Origin of the sequence: Tatumella sp. JGM130, assembly GCF_018257525.1 — a bacterium.
Lineage (GTDB): Bacteria > Pseudomonadota > Gammaproteobacteria > Enterobacterales > Enterobacteriaceae > Tatumella > Tatumella punctata.
In genome coordinates, this window is sequence record NZ_JAERJS010000002.1 from 34733 (window position 1) to 54457 (window position 19725).

15 protein-coding genes are annotated in these 19725 nt (G+C 51.8%); 6 read left to right on the forward strand and 9 right to left on the reverse strand.

The genetic code is table 11. From position 1 onward, the window contains the following. Window positions 1–11: 11 nt before the first annotated feature. From pheT to JK211_RS01160, 5 genes are all read left to right on the forward strand, one after another. On the forward strand, window positions 12–2399 hold the full coding sequence (gene pheT / locus JK211_RS01140) for a phenylalanine--tRNA ligase subunit beta (protein WP_212706833.1): 2388 nt from the start codon (window positions 12–14) through the stop codon (window positions 2397–2399). A 4-nt stretch (window positions 2400–2403) separates the two neighbouring features. Beyond that, the gene (gene ihfA / locus JK211_RS01145) at window positions 2404–2703 is read left to right on the forward strand and encodes an integration host factor subunit alpha (protein WP_029685826.1); all 300 of its coding nucleotides are present in this window, start codon (window positions 2404–2406) and stop codon (window positions 2701–2703) included. 112 nt (window positions 2704–2815) lie between these two features. After that, window positions 2816–2956 (forward strand): hypothetical protein, encoded by a 141-nt coding sequence (locus JK211_RS01150; protein ID WP_212706834.1) that lies wholly within the window; start codon window positions 2816–2818, stop codon window positions 2954–2956. Continuing rightward, window positions 2953–3414, forward strand: coding sequence for a C40 family peptidase (locus tag JK211_RS01155; RefSeq protein WP_249213738.1), 462 nt, complete (start codon window positions 2953–2955; stop codon window positions 3412–3414). The genes JK211_RS01150 and JK211_RS01155 overlap by 4 nt, the downstream gene beginning before the upstream one ends. Before the next feature lie 144 nt (window positions 3415–3558). Beyond that, on the forward strand, window positions 3559–4998 hold the full coding sequence (locus JK211_RS01160; RefSeq protein WP_212706835.1) for a YdiU family protein: 1440 nt from the start codon (window positions 3559–3561) through the stop codon (window positions 4996–4998). Window positions 4999–5010: 12 nt separating this feature from the next. Here the strand turns inward: JK211_RS01160 and JK211_RS01165 are convergent, their stop codons facing one another. Next, window positions 5011–6057 (reverse strand): 3-deoxy-7-phosphoheptulonate synthase, encoded by a 1047-nt coding sequence (locus JK211_RS01165; protein WP_212706836.1) that lies wholly within the window; start codon window positions 6055–6057, stop codon window positions 5011–5013. Window positions 6058–6395: 338 nt separating this feature from the next. Continuing rightward, window positions 6396–7547 (reverse strand): AI-2E family transporter YdiK, encoded by a 1152-nt coding sequence (gene ydiK, locus JK211_RS01170; RefSeq protein ID WP_212706837.1) that lies wholly within the window; start codon window positions 7545–7547, stop codon window positions 6396–6398. Window positions 7548–7733: 186 nt separating this feature from the next. Between ydiK and JK211_RS01175 the strand changes: the two genes are divergently transcribed. Further along, window positions 7734–10790: an FAD-binding and (Fe-S)-binding domain-containing protein gene (locus JK211_RS01175; protein ID WP_212706838.1), complete on the forward strand. Its 3057-nt coding sequence runs from the start codon at window positions 7734–7736 to the stop codon at window positions 10788–10790. 55 nt (window positions 10791–10845) lie between these two features. Here the strand turns inward: JK211_RS01175 and JK211_RS01180 are convergent, their stop codons facing one another. The 7 genes from JK211_RS01180 to treR all read right to left on the reverse strand — a co-directional run bounded on the left by JK211_RS01180 (window position 10846) and on the right by treR (window position 19657). Beyond that, a complete protein-coding gene (locus JK211_RS01180) occupies window positions 10846–11247 on the reverse strand; it encodes a hypothetical protein (protein ID WP_212706839.1) in 402 nt (133 codons plus the stop codon). Window positions 11248–11595: 348 nt separating this feature from the next. Further along, on the reverse strand, window positions 11596–11832 hold the full coding sequence (locus JK211_RS01185) for a major outer membrane lipoprotein (protein ID WP_212706840.1): 237 nt from the start codon (window positions 11830–11832) through the stop codon (window positions 11596–11598). 292 nt (window positions 11833–12124) lie between these two features. Beyond that, complete coding sequence (gene pykF, locus JK211_RS01190) at window positions 12125–13537, reverse strand: pyruvate kinase PykF (RefSeq protein ID WP_212706841.1); 1413 nt, start codon at window positions 13535–13537, stop codon at window positions 12125–12127. Window positions 13538–14036: 499 nt separating this feature from the next. Beyond that, window positions 14037–15326: a maltoporin gene (locus JK211_RS01195; protein WP_212706842.1), complete on the reverse strand. Its 1290-nt coding sequence runs from the start codon at window positions 15324–15326 to the stop codon at window positions 14037–14039. 58 nt (window positions 15327–15384) lie between these two features. After that, on the reverse strand, window positions 15385–17085 hold the full coding sequence (locus JK211_RS01200; RefSeq protein WP_212706843.1) for an alpha,alpha-phosphotrehalase: 1701 nt from the start codon (window positions 17083–17085) through the stop codon (window positions 15385–15387). A 16-nt stretch (window positions 17086–17101) separates the two neighbouring features. Beyond that, window positions 17102–18559: a PTS trehalose transporter subunit IIBC gene (treB, locus tag JK211_RS01205; protein ID WP_212706844.1), complete on the reverse strand. Its 1458-nt coding sequence runs from the start codon at window positions 18557–18559 to the stop codon at window positions 17102–17104. Window positions 18560–18700: 141 nt separating this feature from the next. Beyond that, the gene (gene treR / locus JK211_RS01210) at window positions 18701–19657 is read right to left on the reverse strand and encodes a trehalose operon repressor TreR (RefSeq protein WP_212706845.1); all 957 of its coding nucleotides are present in this window, start codon (window positions 19655–19657) and stop codon (window positions 18701–18703) included. Window positions 19658–19725 lie beyond the last annotated feature (68 nt).

Consider the following 19725-nt stretch of genomic DNA (forward strand, 5'->3'; position numbering starts at 1 on the left):
AGGGTTATCCAATGAAATTCAGTGAACTTTGGTTACGTGAATGGGTAAATCCGGCCCTGACCAGTGAAGAACTTTCTGAACAAATTACCATGGCCGGTCTGGAAGTTGACGGCACCGCGCCGGTGGCGGGCGATTTTCATGGCGTTGTGGTCGGTGAAGTTGTTGAATGCGAACAACACCCGAATGCTGATAAGTTGCGGGTCACCAAAGTCAACGTAGGCGGCGATCGTCTGCTGGACATCGTCTGCGGCGCACCCAACTGTCGCAAAGGCCTGAAAGTCGCCGTAGCGACTGTCGGTGCGGTTCTGCCGGGTGACTTTAAAATTAAAGCTGCCAAACTGCGGGGTGAGCCGTCGGAGGGTATGCTGTGCTCTTATTCAGAACTGGGCATTGCCGTTGAATCTGATGGCATTATGGAATTACCTGCCGGGGCTGTGGCGGGTACTGATTTCCGTAAGTTCCTGCAACTGGATGACACGACCATTGAAATCAGTGTGACGCCTAACCGTGCTGACTGTCTGGGTATTATGGGGATAGCCCGTGATGTTGCGGTCCTGAATGGTCTCAGGTTATCTGAGCCAGAGATCGAACCGGTAGTGGCAACCACTGATCGTCGTTTCCCGATTGAAGTACAGGCGACAGAGGCCTGCCCGCGCTATCTGGGCCGTGTGATTAGCGGAATAAATGTTGCTGCTGATACTCCGTTATGGATGAAAGAAAAATTACGCCGTTGTGGTATTCGTTCTATTGATGCGGTTGTCGATGTCACGAACTATGTATTGCTGGAACTTGGTCAGCCGATGCACGCTTTTGACCTCGACCGTTTACAGGGCGGCATTATTGTTCGCCTGGCCGACGAAGGTGAAAAACTGACCCTGCTCGACGGTAATGAAGCGACCCTCAGCGCAGATACTCTGGTTATCGCTGACCAGCAAAAAGCTCTGGCGATGGCGGGTATCTTTGGCGGAGAAGAGTCAGGTGTTAATCATCAGACACAAAATCTGTTGCTCGAATGTGCCTGGTTTAATCCGTTAGCCATTACTGGCCGGGCGCGTCGTCAGGGGCTGCATACCGATGCATCTCACCGTTATGAGCGTGGTGTCGATACCACGCTGCAATATAAAGCAATGGAACGGGCTACCCGTTTACTGCTGGATATCTGCGGTGGTGAAGCCGGACCGGTGATCGACTGTACTCATCAGCAAGCATTACCGGTGCCAGCAACCATTACTCTGCGTCGCCAGAAACTGGACCGTCTGATTGGGCACTCTATTGCCGATGCGCAGGTGACCGATATTCTGCAACGTCTGGGATGTAACGTTACCTGCGGGCAGGATGAGTGGACGGCGACGGCCCCGGGCTGGCGTTTTGATATGGCTATCGAAGAAGATCTGGTGGAAGAGGTTGCGCGGGTCTACGGATATAACAATATCCCCGATGTTCCTGTCAAAGCCGATCTGGTGATGCCGGTACACCGCGAAGCCAGTCTGTCCCTGAAACGTGTAAAAGCAATGCTGGTTGATAAAGGCTATCAGGAAGCGATTACCTACAGTTTTGTCGATCCTAAAGTGCAGAGTCTGGTACATCCGGGTGAAGAAGCGCTGATCCTGCCAAACCCGATCTCCAGCGAAATGTCAGCGATGCGTCTGTCACTGTTACCGGGATTACTGGGAGCGGTAGTCTATAACCAGAATCGCCAGCAAAGCCGCGTCCGTTTATTTGAAAGCGGGTTGCGTTTTGTTCCCGACAGTTCGGCAGAACTGGGGATCCGTCAGCAGACTATGCTGGCCGGGGTAATTACGGGTACCCGGGTTGAAGAGCACTGGGACCAGCAGCGTGCGACTGTCGACTTTTTTGACCTGAAAGGTGATCTGGAGTCGGTGCTTGACCTGACAGCGAAAGGTGAGCAGATTGAATTCCGCGCGGCGGCATATTCTGCACTTCATCCGGGACAGACTGCGGGTATTTATTTGCAGGATCAATGCATTGGTTTTATCGGCGTGGTTCACCCGGAACTGGAACGTAAGCTTGATCTGAATGGCCGTACTGTCGTTTTCGAACTGCAGTGGGATCAGCTTGCAGACCGCGTCCTGCCTGCTGCGAAAGATATTTCCCGCTTCCCGGCTAACCGTCGTGATATCGCGGTTGTGGTGGCCGAAAACGTCCCTGCGGCAGCAGTAATTGCAGAGTGTAAGAAAGTTGGCGTAAATCAGTTAGTTGGCGTAAACTTGTTTGACGTGTACCGAGGTAAGGGTGTGAGTGAGGGTTATAAGAGCCTTGCAATCAGCCTGATTTTGCAGGATACCAGCCGGACACTCGAAGAAGACGAAATCGCCGCGACTGTTGCTAATTGTGTTGCGGCATTAAAAGAGCGATTCCAGGCAACCTTGAGGGATTGAACTTATGGCGCTTACAAAAGCTGAAATGTCAGAGTACCTGTTCGAAAAACTGGGTCTTAGCAAGCGTGATGCGAAGGATCTGGTTGAACTGTTTTTTGAAGAAGTCCGCAGGGCATTAGAGAATGGTGAGCAGGTTAAACTGTCAGGCTTTGGCAATTTTGACTTACGTGATAAGAATCAACGTCCGGGAAGAAATCCGAAAACCGGGGAAGATATCCCGATTACGGCCCGTCGTGTTGTGACTTTCCGCCCCGGCCAGAAACTGAAAAGCCGTGTCGAAAACGCTGCTCCGAAGAAAAGTTAATGTTTTACTGATGCAATGTACTAAAGGCCGCGACTGCGGCCTTTTTTTTGTCTGTGGTTTATGGCACAACAGATAAACCCGACAGCTGACTGCCCTGCAAGAGTAACCGCCATTGACTGGTTTATTCGGGTTAGCCGCACTGGCGGGTATTCGTCTGCTGGCGGTACTGCGGATGATCTGGCCAGTGTCAGCACAGACCGTATTACTGTGTCATTTTTGCTTATTGAATGGCTTCGCGGAGTCCCTGGTATGATACGTATTGCTGTAGCTTTATTGGTATTATTACTTGCCGGGTGCAGCAGCCGTGCACCGGCTCCTGATACACGCTTGTCTGATCCCGTCAAAGTGACCCGGCAGCTGAGCCAGCAACTGTCTCAATGGCATGGTACGCCTTACCGGCTTGGCGGACTCAGTCGCCGCGGTGTTGACTGCTCCGGTTTTGTGTATCTGACGTTCCGTAATCGTTTTGACTTGCAGTTACCCCGAACCACTCGCCAGCAAAGCAGGCTGGGGACGCGGATCAAAAAAAGCGAGTTAAGGCCGGGAGACCTGGTCTTTTTCAAAACCGGCTGGGGGCAGGATGGTTTACATGTCGGTATTTATGATCGTGATAACCTGTTTATCCATGCCTCAACCAGCAGGGGGGTGATGCGCTCTTCGCTGGATAATGTTTACTGGCGTAAAGTCTTCTGGCAGGCGAGGCGCATTTAGAGTTTTTCAGGGAGGATGGCTGACAGGTGTCGTGGTGTGCGGAAAGCATCGCCGTGACTGTCATCACAGACAACAGCAAGGTACACTTACTGCTAAACAGCACATAAGATGCTTTCCTGAACTATGCCCACCTGCGGAGTTGCTATGCAGTTTAAAAATACCTGGTTCGATGAACTGCCTGACTTTTACAGCGCAGTGACCCCGGCGCCCCTGAATCAGGGGCGGTTGCTCTATCATAACCAGCCGTTGGCCGACGCCCTGCAACTGGATGCACAACTGTTCAGTGGCTCAGGGCATCCGGTTTTTTACGGAGGGGCGGTTATTGAAGGGATGTCGCCGCTGGCACAGGTCTATAGTGGTCATCAGTTTGGTGTCTGGGCCGGACAATTAGGCGATGGCCGGGGACTGTTGCTGGGGGAACAACGTCTCCCCAACGGGCAGAAGTATGACTGGCACCTGAAAGGTGCCGGCCTGACGCCATATTCCCGCAGCGGAGATGGCCGTGCGGTCATTCGCTCGACCGTCCGGGAATTCCTCGCCTCTGAAGCGATGCATGGCCTGGGGATCCCGACGACCCGCGCCCTTAGCCTGGCCATCAGCGATGAACCTGTCTTCCGCGAACAGACAGAACGGGGGGCAATGCTGGTAAGGATTGCTGAAAGCCATTTGCGTTTCGGTCATTTTGAACATTTTTTCTACCGTAACCAGCCAGAAAAAGTCCGTGAGCTGGCCGATTACGCCATCCGCCATCACTGGCCGGCACTCGCTGATGATGCGGATCGCTACCTGCTGTGGTTTTCGGATGTGGTAAAACGCACAGCGACGATGATAGCCCGCTGGCAGGCAGTCGGCTTCTCACATGGCGTGATGAACACGGATAATATGTCGCTGCTGGGCCTGACACTTGATTATGGTCCGTACGGGTTTATGGACGATTATAATCCGCAGTTTATCTGTAATCACAGTGATCATCAGGGGCGTTATCGCTTTGAAAATCAGCCAATGGCGGGGTTGTGGAACCTCAACCGGCTGGCCCACGCATTATCCCCCTTACTGTCGGCCGGACAGCTGAAGCAGGCCCTGGCTGGTTATGAACACTGGCTGATGGAAGCCTGGGGTCAGCAGATGCGCGATAAGCTCGGCTTCTTTAGCCGCCGCCCGGAAGATAACGATCTGCTGAGTGAACTGCTGGCACTAATGGCCAGTGAAGGCAGCGATTACACCAGGACTTTTCGTTTGTTGTCGGAAACAGAGCAGTTACAGGCACAATCACCGTTACGTGACGAGTTTATTGACAGGGCAGCATTTGATCACTGGTTTATTAAATACCGCCAGCGTTTAGCAGAAGAACAGATCAGTGATGAGCATCGTCAGCAGCGGATGCAGCAGGTAAACCCGGCGCTGGTATTGCGCAATTATCTGGCACAGCAAGCCATTGAAGAAGCGGAGCGCGGTGAAACTGGCGCATTGTCCGTGCTTCACCGGGCGTTACAGAACCCTTACCGGCTGGCAAATGACCAGCAGGCGTTATTTAATCGCCCGCCGGACTGGGGTAAGGCATTAGAAATCAGCTGTTCCAGCTGACTCCGGTCGCGGTTAATGGCTGGCGGAAACGGCTTCTGCCAGCAGCTTCAGTACCGTTTCAGTATCTTCCCAGCCGATACAGGGGTCGGTAATTGACTGGCCATAGACCAGTGGTTTCCCGGCAGCCACGGCCTGTTGCCCTTCCTGTAAAAAGCTTTCGATCATCACGCCGGCAATGGCGGTTTCTCCGTCACGTAACTGTTGCGCCACATCATCAGCAACCAGTAATTGCCGGCGGTGTTGTTTCAGGCAGTTACCGTGGCTGAAATCAATCACCAGCCGCGGGGTCAGCTGAAACTCTTCCAGTGCCTGACGTGCCATACGAATATGCTCTGATGTGTAATTAGGCTGTTTCCCGCCACGTAAAATAATGTGTCCGTCGGGATTCCCCTGCGTCTGATAGATAGTCATCTGCCCTTGTTTATCGGGAGACAAAAACATATGGCTGGCTTGCGTTGCACGGATAGCATCAATGGCAATCCGGACGTTACCGTCCGTGCCGTTTTTAAACCCGACAGGGCAGGAGAGCGCTGACGCCATTTCCCGGTGAATCTGACTTTCGGTGGTACGGGCACCGATGGCACCCCAGCTGATCAGGTCAGCAATAAATTGTCCGTTCACCATATCAAGGAACTCTGTGGCGGTTGGCAGACCGAGCGCATTGATGTCCAGTAATAGCTTACGGGCAATGGCCAGACCGTGATTAATGTTATAACTGCCGTCGAGGCCGGGATCATTAATCAGCCCCTTCCATCCGGTGACGGTACGGGGTTTTTCAAAGTAAGTCCGCATCACTATTTCCAGCTTATGATGATAACGGTCGCGCAGTCGGTTCAGGCGCTGTGCGTATTCCAGCGCAGCAGCCGGGTGATGCAGGGAACAGGGCCCGATAATGACCAGCAGACGCTTATCTGTACCCCGTAAAATACGGCTGATGCGCTGTCGGGTGGCCAGGATATTATCGGCTATTGCCGGGGAAACGGGGAATTGCTGATTAAGTGCTGCCGGAGTGATTAGCGGAGCAACTGGCCTGGTGCGTAATTCATCTGTTTTCTTCATAGTACTCTCGGAATCTGTGCTTCTCATCGGCAGAATGCCGGGAAGATATGGCACAAACCATAACCGAACAGTCGATGATTTCAACTGCCTGAGTGAAAAAGATGCGGATTACCGGCCGTGAAATGGTTACCGGGCCACAAAAAGATAAAAAAAATGCCCTTTACAGAAGGGCAAAGACTACACACAGCAATAAGTGTTTCGCTACCTTTTTAGGGGTAAGTGAAAATATTAATAATTATCATAAAGTTATTTACCTTCCTGATCTGTAAGAATCATCCCATTAACAAATATCCTTGCAGAGCAGTGCCCCTGAAAACTACCAGCGGCACCTGCAGTGACTATTCTGCCACAGAGTTATTACGGGCATGACGTGCCTGTTCGGCCGTTTTGCGGGTATCTTCTATCAGTTCTTCAACCACCAGTTCAGGATCGCCGTGGGGTTCCGGCGCCTGATGCATCCAGACAGAGACCAGGCGATAAGAGACAGCCAGTACCACCGGACCGATAAACAGACCAATCATGCCGAAAGAAACCAGTCCGCCGATAACCCCGGAGAGGATAATCAGCATCGGCAGGTCGGCACCAAGCCGGATAAGCATGGGGCGGATCACGCTGTCCATAGTACCGACAACACAGCTCCAGACCAGCAATACCGTTCCCCAGGTCGTGTCGCCACTCCAGTACAGCCAGATAATGGCCGGTACCAGTACCAGTAGCGGACCAATCTGGATCAGGCAGCAAAGGATCATAACCACAGTTAACAGGGTGGCATAAGGAATACCGGCAATCGCCAGACCAATCCCGCCGACCACGCCTTGTAACAGGGCCGTCACGACCACGCCAAGTGCCACCGCACGGATCGCCTGACCCGCCAGCAGTACCACGGCATCGCCGCGGCGTCCCGCCAGACGGTAAGCAAAATGGCGTATTCCCTGACCGACCCGTTCACCGCGCCAGTAAAGCAGTACACTGAACAGCAGCATCAGTGCCAGGTGTACCAGCAATCGGCCAAAATGCCCGGCCTGAGCAACGAAAAAGCTGGTTGTCTGACCAATGTAAGGCTGTATTTTTGCCATCATGGCACTGCCACCGCCTGCCACCATTTTGTGGTAGTAGATCGCCATTTTGTTACCCGCCAGCGGGATTTTATCCAGCCACTCCAGTTTCGGTATCTCGATATGTCCTGAGGTTGCCCAGGCGACCACCGGTCCGATATTGTCGATCACGCTGCTAATCAGTAACGCAATCGGAATAATAAACACCAGCAGTAAAATCAGGGTCATCACCAGTACGGCCAGCGAACGGCGTCCCCATAGATATTTCTGGATGCGCAGCATCAGCCCCCAGGTGGCGATAACCACCATCCCTGCCCATGCAAAGCCAAGGATAAATGGCTGCACGATCCAAAAACTGGCGACGATCATTAAAACGAAAAACATCAGCGTAAATAGCTTTTGCGGTAAATCCTTATCCTGCGGCAGCGCTTTCATAACAACCTTTACCTCAATCAGTTCACCCGGTGTCGGGGATGCTGCTAATGATGCGGTATTTCCGGCAAATACAACAGAGCCGACAGGTAAACTTTTTCATACAGTAACAAAAGCAGCGTTGACGAAAATATGGTAAAACCAATTATCTGAACAATTACAACAACACAACATCCGGGTTTTTACTGCATGATCCCACAGATAAACCATGCACCTGGGCTGAGCCCGCAGGTGCTTTCCTATATTGAGACACTTCAGCAGCAAGGTTTTAGCGGTGATATTGCGACCGATTATGGCGCGCGCCTGAGTATGTCGGTCGATAACAGTATTTACCAGAGCCTGCCGGAAGCGATTATTTTTCCACGCTCTGTGGCAGATGTCGCCATGATCAGCCGCATTTCTGCTGAAAAGGACTATCAGTCGCTGACACTGACAGCGCGTGGCGGAGGCACAGGGACTAATGGTCAGTCACTGAATCAGGGCATTATTGTTGATCTGTCGCGCCATATGAACCGTATCCTTGAGATAAATACGGATGAAGGCTGGGTAAGGGTTGAGGCCGGGGTAGTAAAAGATCAGCTGAACCAGTGGCTGAAACCTTATGGCTTCTTCTTTGCACCCGAATTATCAACCAGTAACCGCGCCACTATCGGCGGGATGATTAACACCGATGCCTCGGGGCAGGGGTCGCTGGTCTACGGTAAAACCTCTGATCATGTGCTGGGGTTACGGGTTATTCTGGCTGACGGGGAGATGCTTGATACCCGGCCGGTGCCGGTCGCGCTGGCAGAGCAAATCGCCGCAGAACAGACCCGTGAAGGTGAAATTTATCAGCAAGTCCTCAAAAGCTGTCGTGATAACCGACAGCTGATCCTCGATAAGTTCCCACGGCTTAACCGTTTTATGACCGGTTATGACCTGCGCCATGTGCTGAGTGATGATCTGCAAACTTTTGATCTGACCAGAATTCTGTGTGGTTCAGAAGGAACTCTGGCGTTTATTACTGAGGCGCGGCTGAATATCACGCCCATCCCAAAAGTGCGTCAGTTGGTAAATATAAAATATGACAGCTTTGACTCGGCATTACGTAATGCACCCTTTCTGGTGCAGGCGCAGGCCCTGTCGGTGGAAACCGTAGACTCGACAGTCCTTAATCTGGCCCGTGAGGACATTGTCTGGCATTCGGTGAAAGAGCTGATTACCGATGTACCGGGAGAACAGATGCTTGGGCTGAACCTGGTTGAGTTTGCCGGGAATGACAGAGAACTGGCGGCGAAGCAGGTCAGTGACTTATGTCAGCGCCTGGACCAGCTGATGCAGGCCAGAGAAGCAGGAATTATTGGTTATCAGTGTTGTACACGGCTTGATGAAGTGGAACGTATTTATGCCATGCGTAAAAAAGCGGTCGGTCTGCTGGGCAATGCCAAAGGGCATGCCAAGCCTATCCCTTTTGTGGAAGATACCGCAGTACCGCCAGAACAGCTGGCTGACTATATTACTGATTTTCGTGCGCTGCTGGACAGCCACGGACTGAGCTATGGCATGTTTGGCCATGTTGATGCCGGCGTTCTGCATGTCCGTCCTGCACTGGACATGTGTGACCCTCAGCAGGAACTGCTGATGAAACGCTTGTCTGACCAGGTGGCAGCCCTGACCGCAAGCTATGGCGGGCTATTATGGGGAGAACACGGAAAAGGCTACCGCGGGGCTTATACAGAGGATTTCTTCGGAGCTGAACTGTTTCGCGAATTACGGCGCATCAAACGTGCATTCGATCGGCAAAACCGGCTTAATCCGGGAAAAATCTGTACTCCTCTTGACAGCCCTGCAGTACTGAAACCTATCGAAAGCCCGACCCGTGGCAGCTTTGACCGGCAGATTCCGGTAACTGTCCGGGAAGACTGGCGCGGAGCGATGGAGTGTAATGGTAACGGGTTATGCTTTAATTTTGATGTGAACAGTCCGATGTGCCCGTCCATGAAAATTACCCGTAACCGGTTACATTCACCCAAAGGCCGTGCCACCCTGACCAGAGAATGGCTGCGTTTACTGGCGGAGCAGGGGGTTGACCCCCGACAGCTGGAACAGACTTTACCGCAGAATACTCTCAGTCTGCGCAGTTTTATCAGTAAACTGAAAAATACCCGCCAGGCAGCCAGAGGGGAATATGACTTCTCTCATGAAGTGAAAGAGGCAATGGCCGGTTGTCTGGGATGTAAAGCCTGCTCCAGCCAGTGCCCGATCAAAATTGATGTACCTTCATTCCGTTCCCGTTTTTTACAGCTGTACCACAGCCGTTATCTGCGGCCGGTCAGTGATCACCTGGTGGCCGCGGTGGAGAGCTATACGCCATTAATGGCCAGGGCACCACGGCTGTTTAATTTTTTCCTGACCAACCCGCAATTGCAGGCTTTTAGCAGGAAATATATCGGTATGGCTGATTTGCCCGCACTGTCATCACCGACCCTGAAACAACAGTTAGCTGGTCATCAGGCCCTGCAAACCTCACCGGATGATCTGCGTCACCTGAGCCTTGCCGAACGTCAGCAGTATGTGCTGGTGGTGCAGGACCCGTTCACCAGTTATTACGAAGCCAGACTGGTCAGTGATTTTATCAGCCTGATCAGTAAACTTGGCTTTAAACCGGTACTGGTGCCGTTTACGCCTAACGGTAAAGCGCAGCATGTAAAAGGGTTCCTGCAGCGGTTTGCCGGCACGGCCAGGAAGAGTGCCGGGGTACTGAATGAGCTTGCGGCGCTCGGGATCCCCATGGTCGGGACGGACCCGGCACTGGTACTCTGTTATCGCGATGAGTACCGGCAGGTGCTGGGTGACGCGCGGGGAGATTTCAGCGTATTACTGGCTCATGAGTGGCTGAACCAGGTGACCGCCGGGCGTGCTGAGCAGCAACCTGTCGGTGAGGCATGGTATCTGTTCCCCCACTGTACCGAAAATACAGCCCTCCCTCAGTCGGGCAGCCACTGGAAATCTATTTTCAGCCGTTTTGGCGCAAAACTGGAAACCGTCAATGCCGGATGCTGTGGTATGGCAGGTACCTATGGTCATGAAACCAGAAATCTTGATAACTCTCTGGGAATTTACCAGCTCTCCTGGCAGCCGCACATGCAACAGCGGGCCCGTCACCGTTGTCTGGCGACCGGTTATTCCTGCCGGAGTCAGGTAAAAAGGATTGAAGGCGAGGCAGTACGCCATCCGTTGCAGGCCTTGCTTGAGATGGTAAGTTAGTACGCAGACGCCGGTGTTAACCGCGGAAAGTGCATGCTGCGCTTTCCGCGCTGTTTCAGGGCAGTTGTTCGGAATAACAAAAAAATTCTTCCTGTAAATGGCATACCTGTTCCCATTCACCTTCCTGCATCAGGCGGTGGCTTAACTGACTGAGTGAGTAGCGAGCCAGTTGCAGCGCCTGTAAACGGAACAACATATCCTGAGCTTCATCGGCCATTCCGCTGACCAGTTGCTGGTGCAGGCTGAGTAAAATCGACAGACTGCGACCGTCATCGCCTTGCTGCTGGCATTTGTCGGCCATGCTCAGGCACAGGTCATTAAATCCCCGCAAATCCGCCAGTGAGCTGTCAGGCTGTTTTAGACGGTGTTTACGGTTATGGAACTCTCTGCACATTGCTCTGAGGGTCTGATGGTATTCTTCAAGGTGAATCGTTAGCCAGCCAGAAAATGAGAACATCACAATACCTCTCTGTAGTAATGATAATCATTATCATATAACTATCCGGTATTTTGCAAGCCTGACGTTTCTTAAGCAGAGTCGTCAGGAGGCTGTCTCAGGATTGTTGCTGCGGCCAGCGTGTGACAAGTCCGGAAAGGGCGAAATATCTTTACAAAGGCGGGTACTGAAAGCAGCAGATAGCAGATATGCAGCTTGCTGAACAGGGGCAGCCGGGGCAGGCAGGAGGCGTGTATCAGACACAGCCACTGAGGGTTCAGCAAAAAAAGGCGGGAGAACGATGAAAGTCGCCGGAACGACAGATAAAAAAAATGGCGCCCGCAGGCGCCATTTTCACTACCAGAACGCTTACTTGCGGTATGCGTGAGCCTGGTTATCCAGACGCTGGTTAGCGCGAGCTGCGTCGTCTTTAGCAGCCTGAACGTCAGTACGTACTGCGTTCACGTCGGTGCTCAGCTGGTCAACTTTGGTGTTCAGAGTCTGAACATCGCTTGACAGTTGGTCGATTTTAGCATTGCTAGAACAACCAGCCAGCAGAGTTGAACCCAGAATTACCGCGCCCAGTACCAGTTTAGTACGATTCATTATTTTACCCTCTAAATTGAGTTAATCTCCATGTAGCCCAATAAGTATTACACAAAGTTTTTTGAGTTGAGAATATATTTTTTATGAGAACATGCTTAATTTCGTTTATTCGCTCAAAGAAACAGCGATTAATAAATTCTGATAAATTTTTTAGTAAAAACATTGAGATTTAATCGGATTTACCTTAATTATAAAAAGCATTTTTAGTCTCTTTTTATTTTTTTTTGAACTTATTTAAAATAAAAAGGCATAAAAAAAGGCGCCCCGCAGGACGCCTTGTCACAAATATATATTAAATAACGTGAACTGAAGCAGTATTTGTGGTGCCGCTTGGTACTAATGCCCCGGAAACCATTACCACAACATCGCCTTCCGCCGCATATCCGGCGCTGAGAGCAATCTCTTTACCGATACGATAGAAGTCATCAGTTGACGCGATTTCTTTAACCAGGTGTGTTTCGACACCTTTAGTCACTAATAGCTGGCGGGCCGTGGTTTCATTGGTGGTTAGTGCCAGAATAGTGGCTGACGGGAAATATTTACGGATAGATTTTGCGGATTTTCCGCCCTGGGTCGCCACAACAATCAGGGCTGATTGCAGTTTTTCCGCGGTTTCTACTGCGCCACGACATACAGCTTCTGTGATGCGTAATTTATGGCTGTCGTGCAGGGAGTCGATTCGGCTGCCCATCACACGGTCAGTACGGTCGCAGATCGTCGCCATAATAGTGACGGCTTCCAGCGGATATTTACCTTTAGCACTTTCACCGGACAGCATTACGGCATCAGTACCGTCGAGGATAGCATTCGCCACATCGCCGGCTTCAGCGCGGGTAGGGCGCGGGTTCTTGATCATCGAATCCAGCATCTGGGTTGCTGTGATCACCAGCTTACGTGCTTTGTTACATTTCTGAATCATCATCTTCTGGGCGAAAATAACTTCTTCCACCGGGATTTCAACCCCTAAGTCGCCCCTGGCCACCATAATGCCATCAGACGCTTCCAGAATTTCATCAAAGTTGTTCAGACCTTCCTGATTTTCGATTTTCGAAATAATCTGAATATTCTCACCGCCGTGCTGTTTCAGGTGTTCGCGGATTTCAAGCACGTCAGAACGTTTACGGATAAAGGACGCAGCAACGAAATCCACACCTTGCTCACAACCAAAAATCAGATCACGCTTATCTTTTTCCGCGAGGGCCGGTAACTGAATAGAGACACCCGGCAGGTTAACACCTTTGTTTTCACCCAGGTCACCATTGTTCAGTACTTTACAGACAACGGTATTTTCGGTGACTGACAACACTTCCATACCCAGCAAACCATCATCAACCAGAACCGTATTACCGATGGCCAGATCCGCGGCAAAGCCGGGATAAGTGACGGCAACGTGCTGATTATTACCAATAACAGACTGGTCGGTAGTAAAGGTAAATGTCTGTCCCGCCTGCAGCGAAACATCATTACCGCCTTCCAGTTTCATGGTGCGGATTTCCGGACCTTTGGTGTCCAGCAGAATAGCAGCATTGTGCCGGGTTTTACTGACCACTGCACGCAGGTTAGCGATACGCTGTCCATGTTCAGCATAATCACCATGAGAAAAATTCAGACGCATAACATTCATACCCGCATCCAGCAGGTGAGTCAGCATCTCTTCAGATTCAGTTTTTGGGCCGATAGTACAGACGATTTTGGTTTTTTTCATGACGGGTTATCTATAAGTTGTAATGGGTTAAGAAATACAGACCACCGGCCGGACAAGCCGATGACGGGGATTTTGGTCTCAGGTAACACAAACTCACAGGAGCGAACACGCCGATAAGAAGAGTAAAAACGGTCTGATGCGTAGGATCCCGCACCACACAAAGGCAGATAAGAAATGGATGTTGCGCAAGCTGTATACGTTAATGCTCTTATCACGTTATTCGCAGACACCGTTCAAGTGGACAACAGGGTTATTATAGTCACTAAGTGGGCGGAAACCAAACAGAAATCGGAATAAGCCTGATACAGAGCAGTGAAAGAATGATATTGCGCAACACTACATCAGATTTTCGAAGGGTGGCTGAAAAAAACTGAGACAGGCTGTTTCCGCAGTATCAGCGCGGGCCGGCGACCAGCGAAAGCACCGGATGACCGGGGACAGACAGCATACGTAAATCACGTAACCGTTCCCGGGAATAATTATCTGAAACCGGCAGCGGTTACCACCAGATTTCCATCTGAGCACCGAAGCTGACCTCACCACGGCTTCCGCGACTAAAGTTATAACCAGCGCTGTCACTGTAAGCCAGACCGTTACTTATGCCAGCCATATTATCCGGAGCATACCCCCAGTTTTCCTGCCATTTGGCATAAGTGGTATATAACCGCAGTGCCGGACGGGCCCAGACATTCGGTCCGGCCTGCCATTGTTGTGCCAGAGTCAGTTTAAACTGGTTGTTGGTCTGTCCGGTACGCTGAGAATTGACCCGGTCATAACCGGCCTCCAGTAAGGTACTCATGATCGGGGTCCAGTTATACATTGGCCTGACCCCGGCGGTAAACCAGCGGGTACCATTGCGGTTATCGAGGTTAATGTCCTGATACATCGCAACATACATTAGCCCCCAGCGGTCATTGATTTCCATAGCCCCATGATCAATCAGCCGGAGCATACTCCCCTTATTCAGTACGGCTGCGCCTTCGCCACGGCCATTGTTTAATGAGGTCATGGCATCAGTAGCATACTGGAACACCAGCGTATTATAGCCTTCAGAAAATGTCTGTTTATGCTCGGCGCTGACCAGCCAGCCCTTTTTACTGGCATCCGGCGCCAGAGAGTAACCTTTGCGCAGGTTAGCTTTACCGTAATCAATCCCTACTTCCAGCTCTCCGCCGGGGTTAACCGCAATACCCGCCAGACGTACATCGAAAGTATCGGTGATCACCGGTACCCGGTTTCGTTCATTTTCAATATACCCCTGCACGCCTCCGGCTTCGCTATTGCGGGTTACCGCCAGGGATAAGTCACCCAGCGGGGTGGTGATATTCTCCATCCCTGCACCCGGGCCGGAAATATCCCAATAGTAGAAATCAATCATATGCACGTCATGGCGCTGGTAAAAACGCTTCCCTGCCCAGAGTTTTGCGCCGGGTAAAGCCGGAATCAGGTTATCCCCCTGAATATTGACCTCACGCAGTGCCGGAGAAACTGACTCAGAATCTGCCTGCTGGGAAACGGCGTAAGCCAGGTTAGTATCAAAATAAAAAGAAGCATTATCCTGCTGCCAGACTTGCTGGCCCAGTTTCAGCTCAGCATAGGTTTCACATTCATTACCCAGCCGGTATTTGCTGCCAGCGCCGGTCGCTGTACTGCATTGCTGCTCACCTCCCTGGTTACTCCAGCCTATTCCGGAACGGGCATATCCTTTGAAATCGAGCGCATAAGCGGGGGAAACCGAGGCAATTGCCAGTGCGGCCAGCATTGCCGGTGCTCTTCCCTGAGTATTCATAATTACTCTCCTGTCAGGATACAGCGTCAGTGCTGTATCTGGGCGGGGGTCGCAGTGATTACGACCCGTGGTTATTGTCTGTCGGAAAATGCTCCGGGGTCTCCGGAGTCAGTAACCACCAGACGGCCTGGTAAGGTTTAAAGTAACCTCCTTGCCGTAACGGGTCGGCATCGGGATAGTTATTGATTAAGGGATGATATTCGCCAGTCTGTGGCAGGGAAGGTGGCAGCCAGCGGATTGCTGAGTCCGTCAGGTTAGCTGCAACCAGTAACAGCTGATCCTGCCAGCGACGGCAATAACACCAGGTCCGGCTGTTGGCAGGGCAGAGATCCCGGTAGTCACCGAATTGCAGAACAGCGAGCTGCTTTCGCAGCTGAATTAACTGACGATAAGTATGGAGTACCGAATCGGGATCGCCGATGGCTGCTGCAACATTCATTCCTGCGGCAGGTGCTGCACATTCCAGCCAGGGCGTGCCGCTGCTGAAACCGGCATTTTTGCTGTTATCCCACAGCATCGGGGTTCTGCTGTTATCCCGTGATTTCGCTGCCAGAATATCCAGAGTATCCCGGGACGAGAGGCCTTGCCGGGTCAGCAGATGGTACATTGTCAGGCTCTCCACATCCCGGTACTGACTGATCTGCGTAAACCCGGCATTAGTCATGCCGATTTCTTCTCCCTGATAGAGATAAGGTGTTCCCTGCATACCGTACAGCACCATTGCCAGCATTTTGGCTGAATGTTGCCGGAAAGTGGTGTCGTTGCCGAACCGTGACACTACCCGTGGCTGGTCGTGGTTTCCCCAGAATAAAGCCCCGTTCGCCCGCTGATGCATACCCTGTTGCCAGTCAGAAAATATCTTTTTCAGCGCCACAAAATCGGCGGCAGCCAGAGTCCATTTTTCACCGTTACGGTAATCGACTTTCAGGTGATGAAAATTAAAGGCCATTGACAGTTCGGTATTATCAACAGACGCATATTGCTGACAATGTTCAAGGGTCGTCGAAGACATTTCTCCGACTGTGACCAATTGCAACGGACTGAAAACATCACGATTCATCTCACGCAGAAATTCATGAACCCGCGGGCCGTCCGTATAGAAACTGCGTCCGTCACCGTCAGGATCGTCGGTGAAACACGCCGGTTTGGAAATCAGGTTCACGACATCAAGCCGTAATGCATCGACGCCTTTACCGGCCCAGAAACGGCAGACTTCTTTTAGTGCCTCGCGGACGGGCGGATGCTCCCAGTTGAGATCAGCCTGTTCACGGCTGAATAAATGCAGGTAATGCTGTCCGCATTGCGGCTGCCACTGCCACGCCGGGCCACCGAATTTAGATAACCAGTTGGTCGGTGGCTTCTCCGGCGGAGAATCCTGCCAGATATAAAACGGGTGGTACGGACTCTGCGGATCACAGGCCTGAACAAACCATGGATGGCGGGTTGAGGTATGGTTGAAAACCATATCCATCATAATTGACAAATCACGCTGGCGGGCTTCACGGACCAGTCGTTCAAAATCTTCCATCGTGCCGTAACCCGGGTCGATCGCACAATAATCAGTAACATCATAACCATTATCGACCTGCGGCGACGGATATACTGGTGTCAGCCAGAGAATATCCACCCCGAGAAACTGTAAATAATCCAGCCGGCTGATAATCCCTGCCAGGTCTCCCTGACCGTTACCGGTAGTATCCTGAAAGCTTTTCGGGTAAATCTGGTAAACAACTTTGTCCTGAGTCCATGCTTTAGCCATTACAACAACCTGCCTGTTAGTGAGTTACGGATGAGTCAGTGACGGGGGAAGTGTCCGATGAGGATGCACTGTTCGCGGTTGCGGAATGGAAACGCGCCACGATAAACGTCAGTACCAGAGGGACAATAATGGCGATCAGTATTGACACCCCATAGACGCCCCAGAATTTCGGCTGGATGGACAAAATACCGGGTAAACCACCGACGCCGATACCGTTAGCCAGAACCTGATTCATACCGCTAAACAGTGCTGCCAGTGCGGAACCAATCATTGCGCACAGCATCGGATAACGGAATTTAAGGTTCACCCCGTACATGGCGGGTTCAGTAACCCCGAGGTAAGCAGCGATTGCCGCAGGTACCGACACGGCACGTTCTTTCGGTGAACGGCGGATAATGATCATTGCCAGAACCGCGGATGCCTGCGCAATATTCGACAGGGCAATTAACGGCCAGACAGGGGTACCGCCCATGCTCTGGATCATCTGCATATCAATGGCAAGGGTGGTCTGATGGATCCCGGTAATCACCAGCGGGGCATATAAAAAGCCAAACAATGCTGCACCGACAGGGGCAAAGCTGCCGGTCATAGCCAGCTGCACGACGCTGGCAACACCGTCTCCCAGTAAGCGACCGAACGGGCCAATCAGACCGTGGGCCAGGGGGATCGCGACCAGTAATGCCGTGACAGGGACAATTACCAGGCTCAGGGAAACAGGAACCACCCGCCGTAGCTGGCGTTCAATTATCGCCAGCGCCATACCTGCCAGTATGGAAGGGATGACCTGGGCCTGATACCCGACTTTTTCTACCAGGAACCAGCCAAAATCCCAGGTATCAGCTGCCGACTGACCCAGCTGATATGAGTTCATCAGTTGGGGAGAGACAAGGGTAATGCCGAGCACAATGCCCAGTATCGGTGTACCGTCCATTTTCACCACCGTGGACCAACAGACGGCGACCGGCAAAAACATAAAAATGGCTTCACCGGGTAACCATAACAGGTCATACAAGGTCTGCCAGACCTGAGATGACTGGGCCAGGGTATTACCATCACTGAAAGGGATGTCGCCGATCACATTACGGAAACCGAGGATCAGACCGCCGCTGATTAGCGCCGGAAGTAACGGAAAGAAAATATCGGCAATATGCGAAAGGGCACGTTCAGCAATCGACATATTTTTGCGGGCGGCTTCACGCTGTTGGCTACGGTCTGCGCCCGTCAGACCGAGGGTTGTCATCATTGCTTTGTAGTAGTCATCAACTTCCGGGCCGATCACCACCTGAAACTGTCCGGCATTGGTAAAGCAGCCTTTGACCATCGGCAGGGTTTCCAGACCTGAGGGACTGGCCAGCGCGGGATCATTCAGTACCAGCCTCAGGCGGGTAATACAATGGGTGGCACTGACAATATTGTCTCGCCCTCCGAGGAATTTAATAAGTTTATCAATAATCTGCTGTTGAATTTCACGCATGGCAAATCCTTATGGGTTCCCTGATAGAAAAGTTTTCCGGCAGTGTGGGTCCGTCATAAGCAGCATAATTAAAATGTGGCAAAAAGTGTTGGGAACGTTCCCGGAACTAAGGGCAGATCACAAAACCAGTACAATTTATCATCAGAAATCAGAGGTGAGTTTACCTTTCAGCAGAAAGCTTCTGACGGGGGCGGCGCGGGATAAATGTGCAATCAGCTGTCTTGCGGCCAGTTTACCGGCGGTGGCGTAACCAAACTCAAGCATGACAACATCAGGAAACAAAAAGCCTAATAAAGGGGTATTACCGATAGCCGCCACCTGAATATTTTTCTGCGGGTTTTGCCGCAGATACTTGTAAACACCGAGCGCCAGGGTGTCGGTTGCGCAAATCACAGCCGTGGTCTCATCAGTACAGACCTGTGCGGCAAGGTCATATCCGCTGTGATAGTCAAGAGAACCGAGTGCGGCAAGGGGGGTCAGCTTCAGCTGTTGGCAGGCCGACAGATAGGCCCGATAACGATCGCCGCCAGTGGTTTTATCCTCTTCATTGACCCCGAGATAACTGATGTTGCGGTGTCCCAGTTGCTGCAGGTGACTGGCAAGCAGGTTGACTGCTCCGGCGTCATCGTAGCAGACCGACGAAAAACCGCGGCATGACTGGACCATCAGCACCAGTTTGTTTTCCCAGCCAGCCAGCATCCCGGTGGTCAGTCCGGTGAAACCAAACAGGATCACACCATCGACTTCCCGCTGCCCGAGGACCTGCAGATGTTCTGTTACTTTCGTGGTACTGAACCGGCTTTCCAGCACCATAGCATCATAGCCATACTGGTAGAGCAGAGGAAGCATCGCACTGACGGCCTGATTTTCTGCGGCGGAGTCGAGTCTGGCAAGAATGACGCCGATCACCCGGCTTTCATTGACCCGCATAGCCCGTGCAGAACGTGAAGGAATAAACTGGTGTTGTTTAATCACCGCTTCAATACGCTGACGCGTTTGCGGGTGGACATCTCCCTGCTGATTAATCACCCGTGATACGGTTGATTTTCCGGTGCCACTGAGGCGGGCAATATCTTTAATCGTCAGACGTTTTGACATCACTGTGTTTCCATAAGCAATCCGTTGACCCGCCGACAGGCAGACGAAGAGTTATAGTAACCGAAATA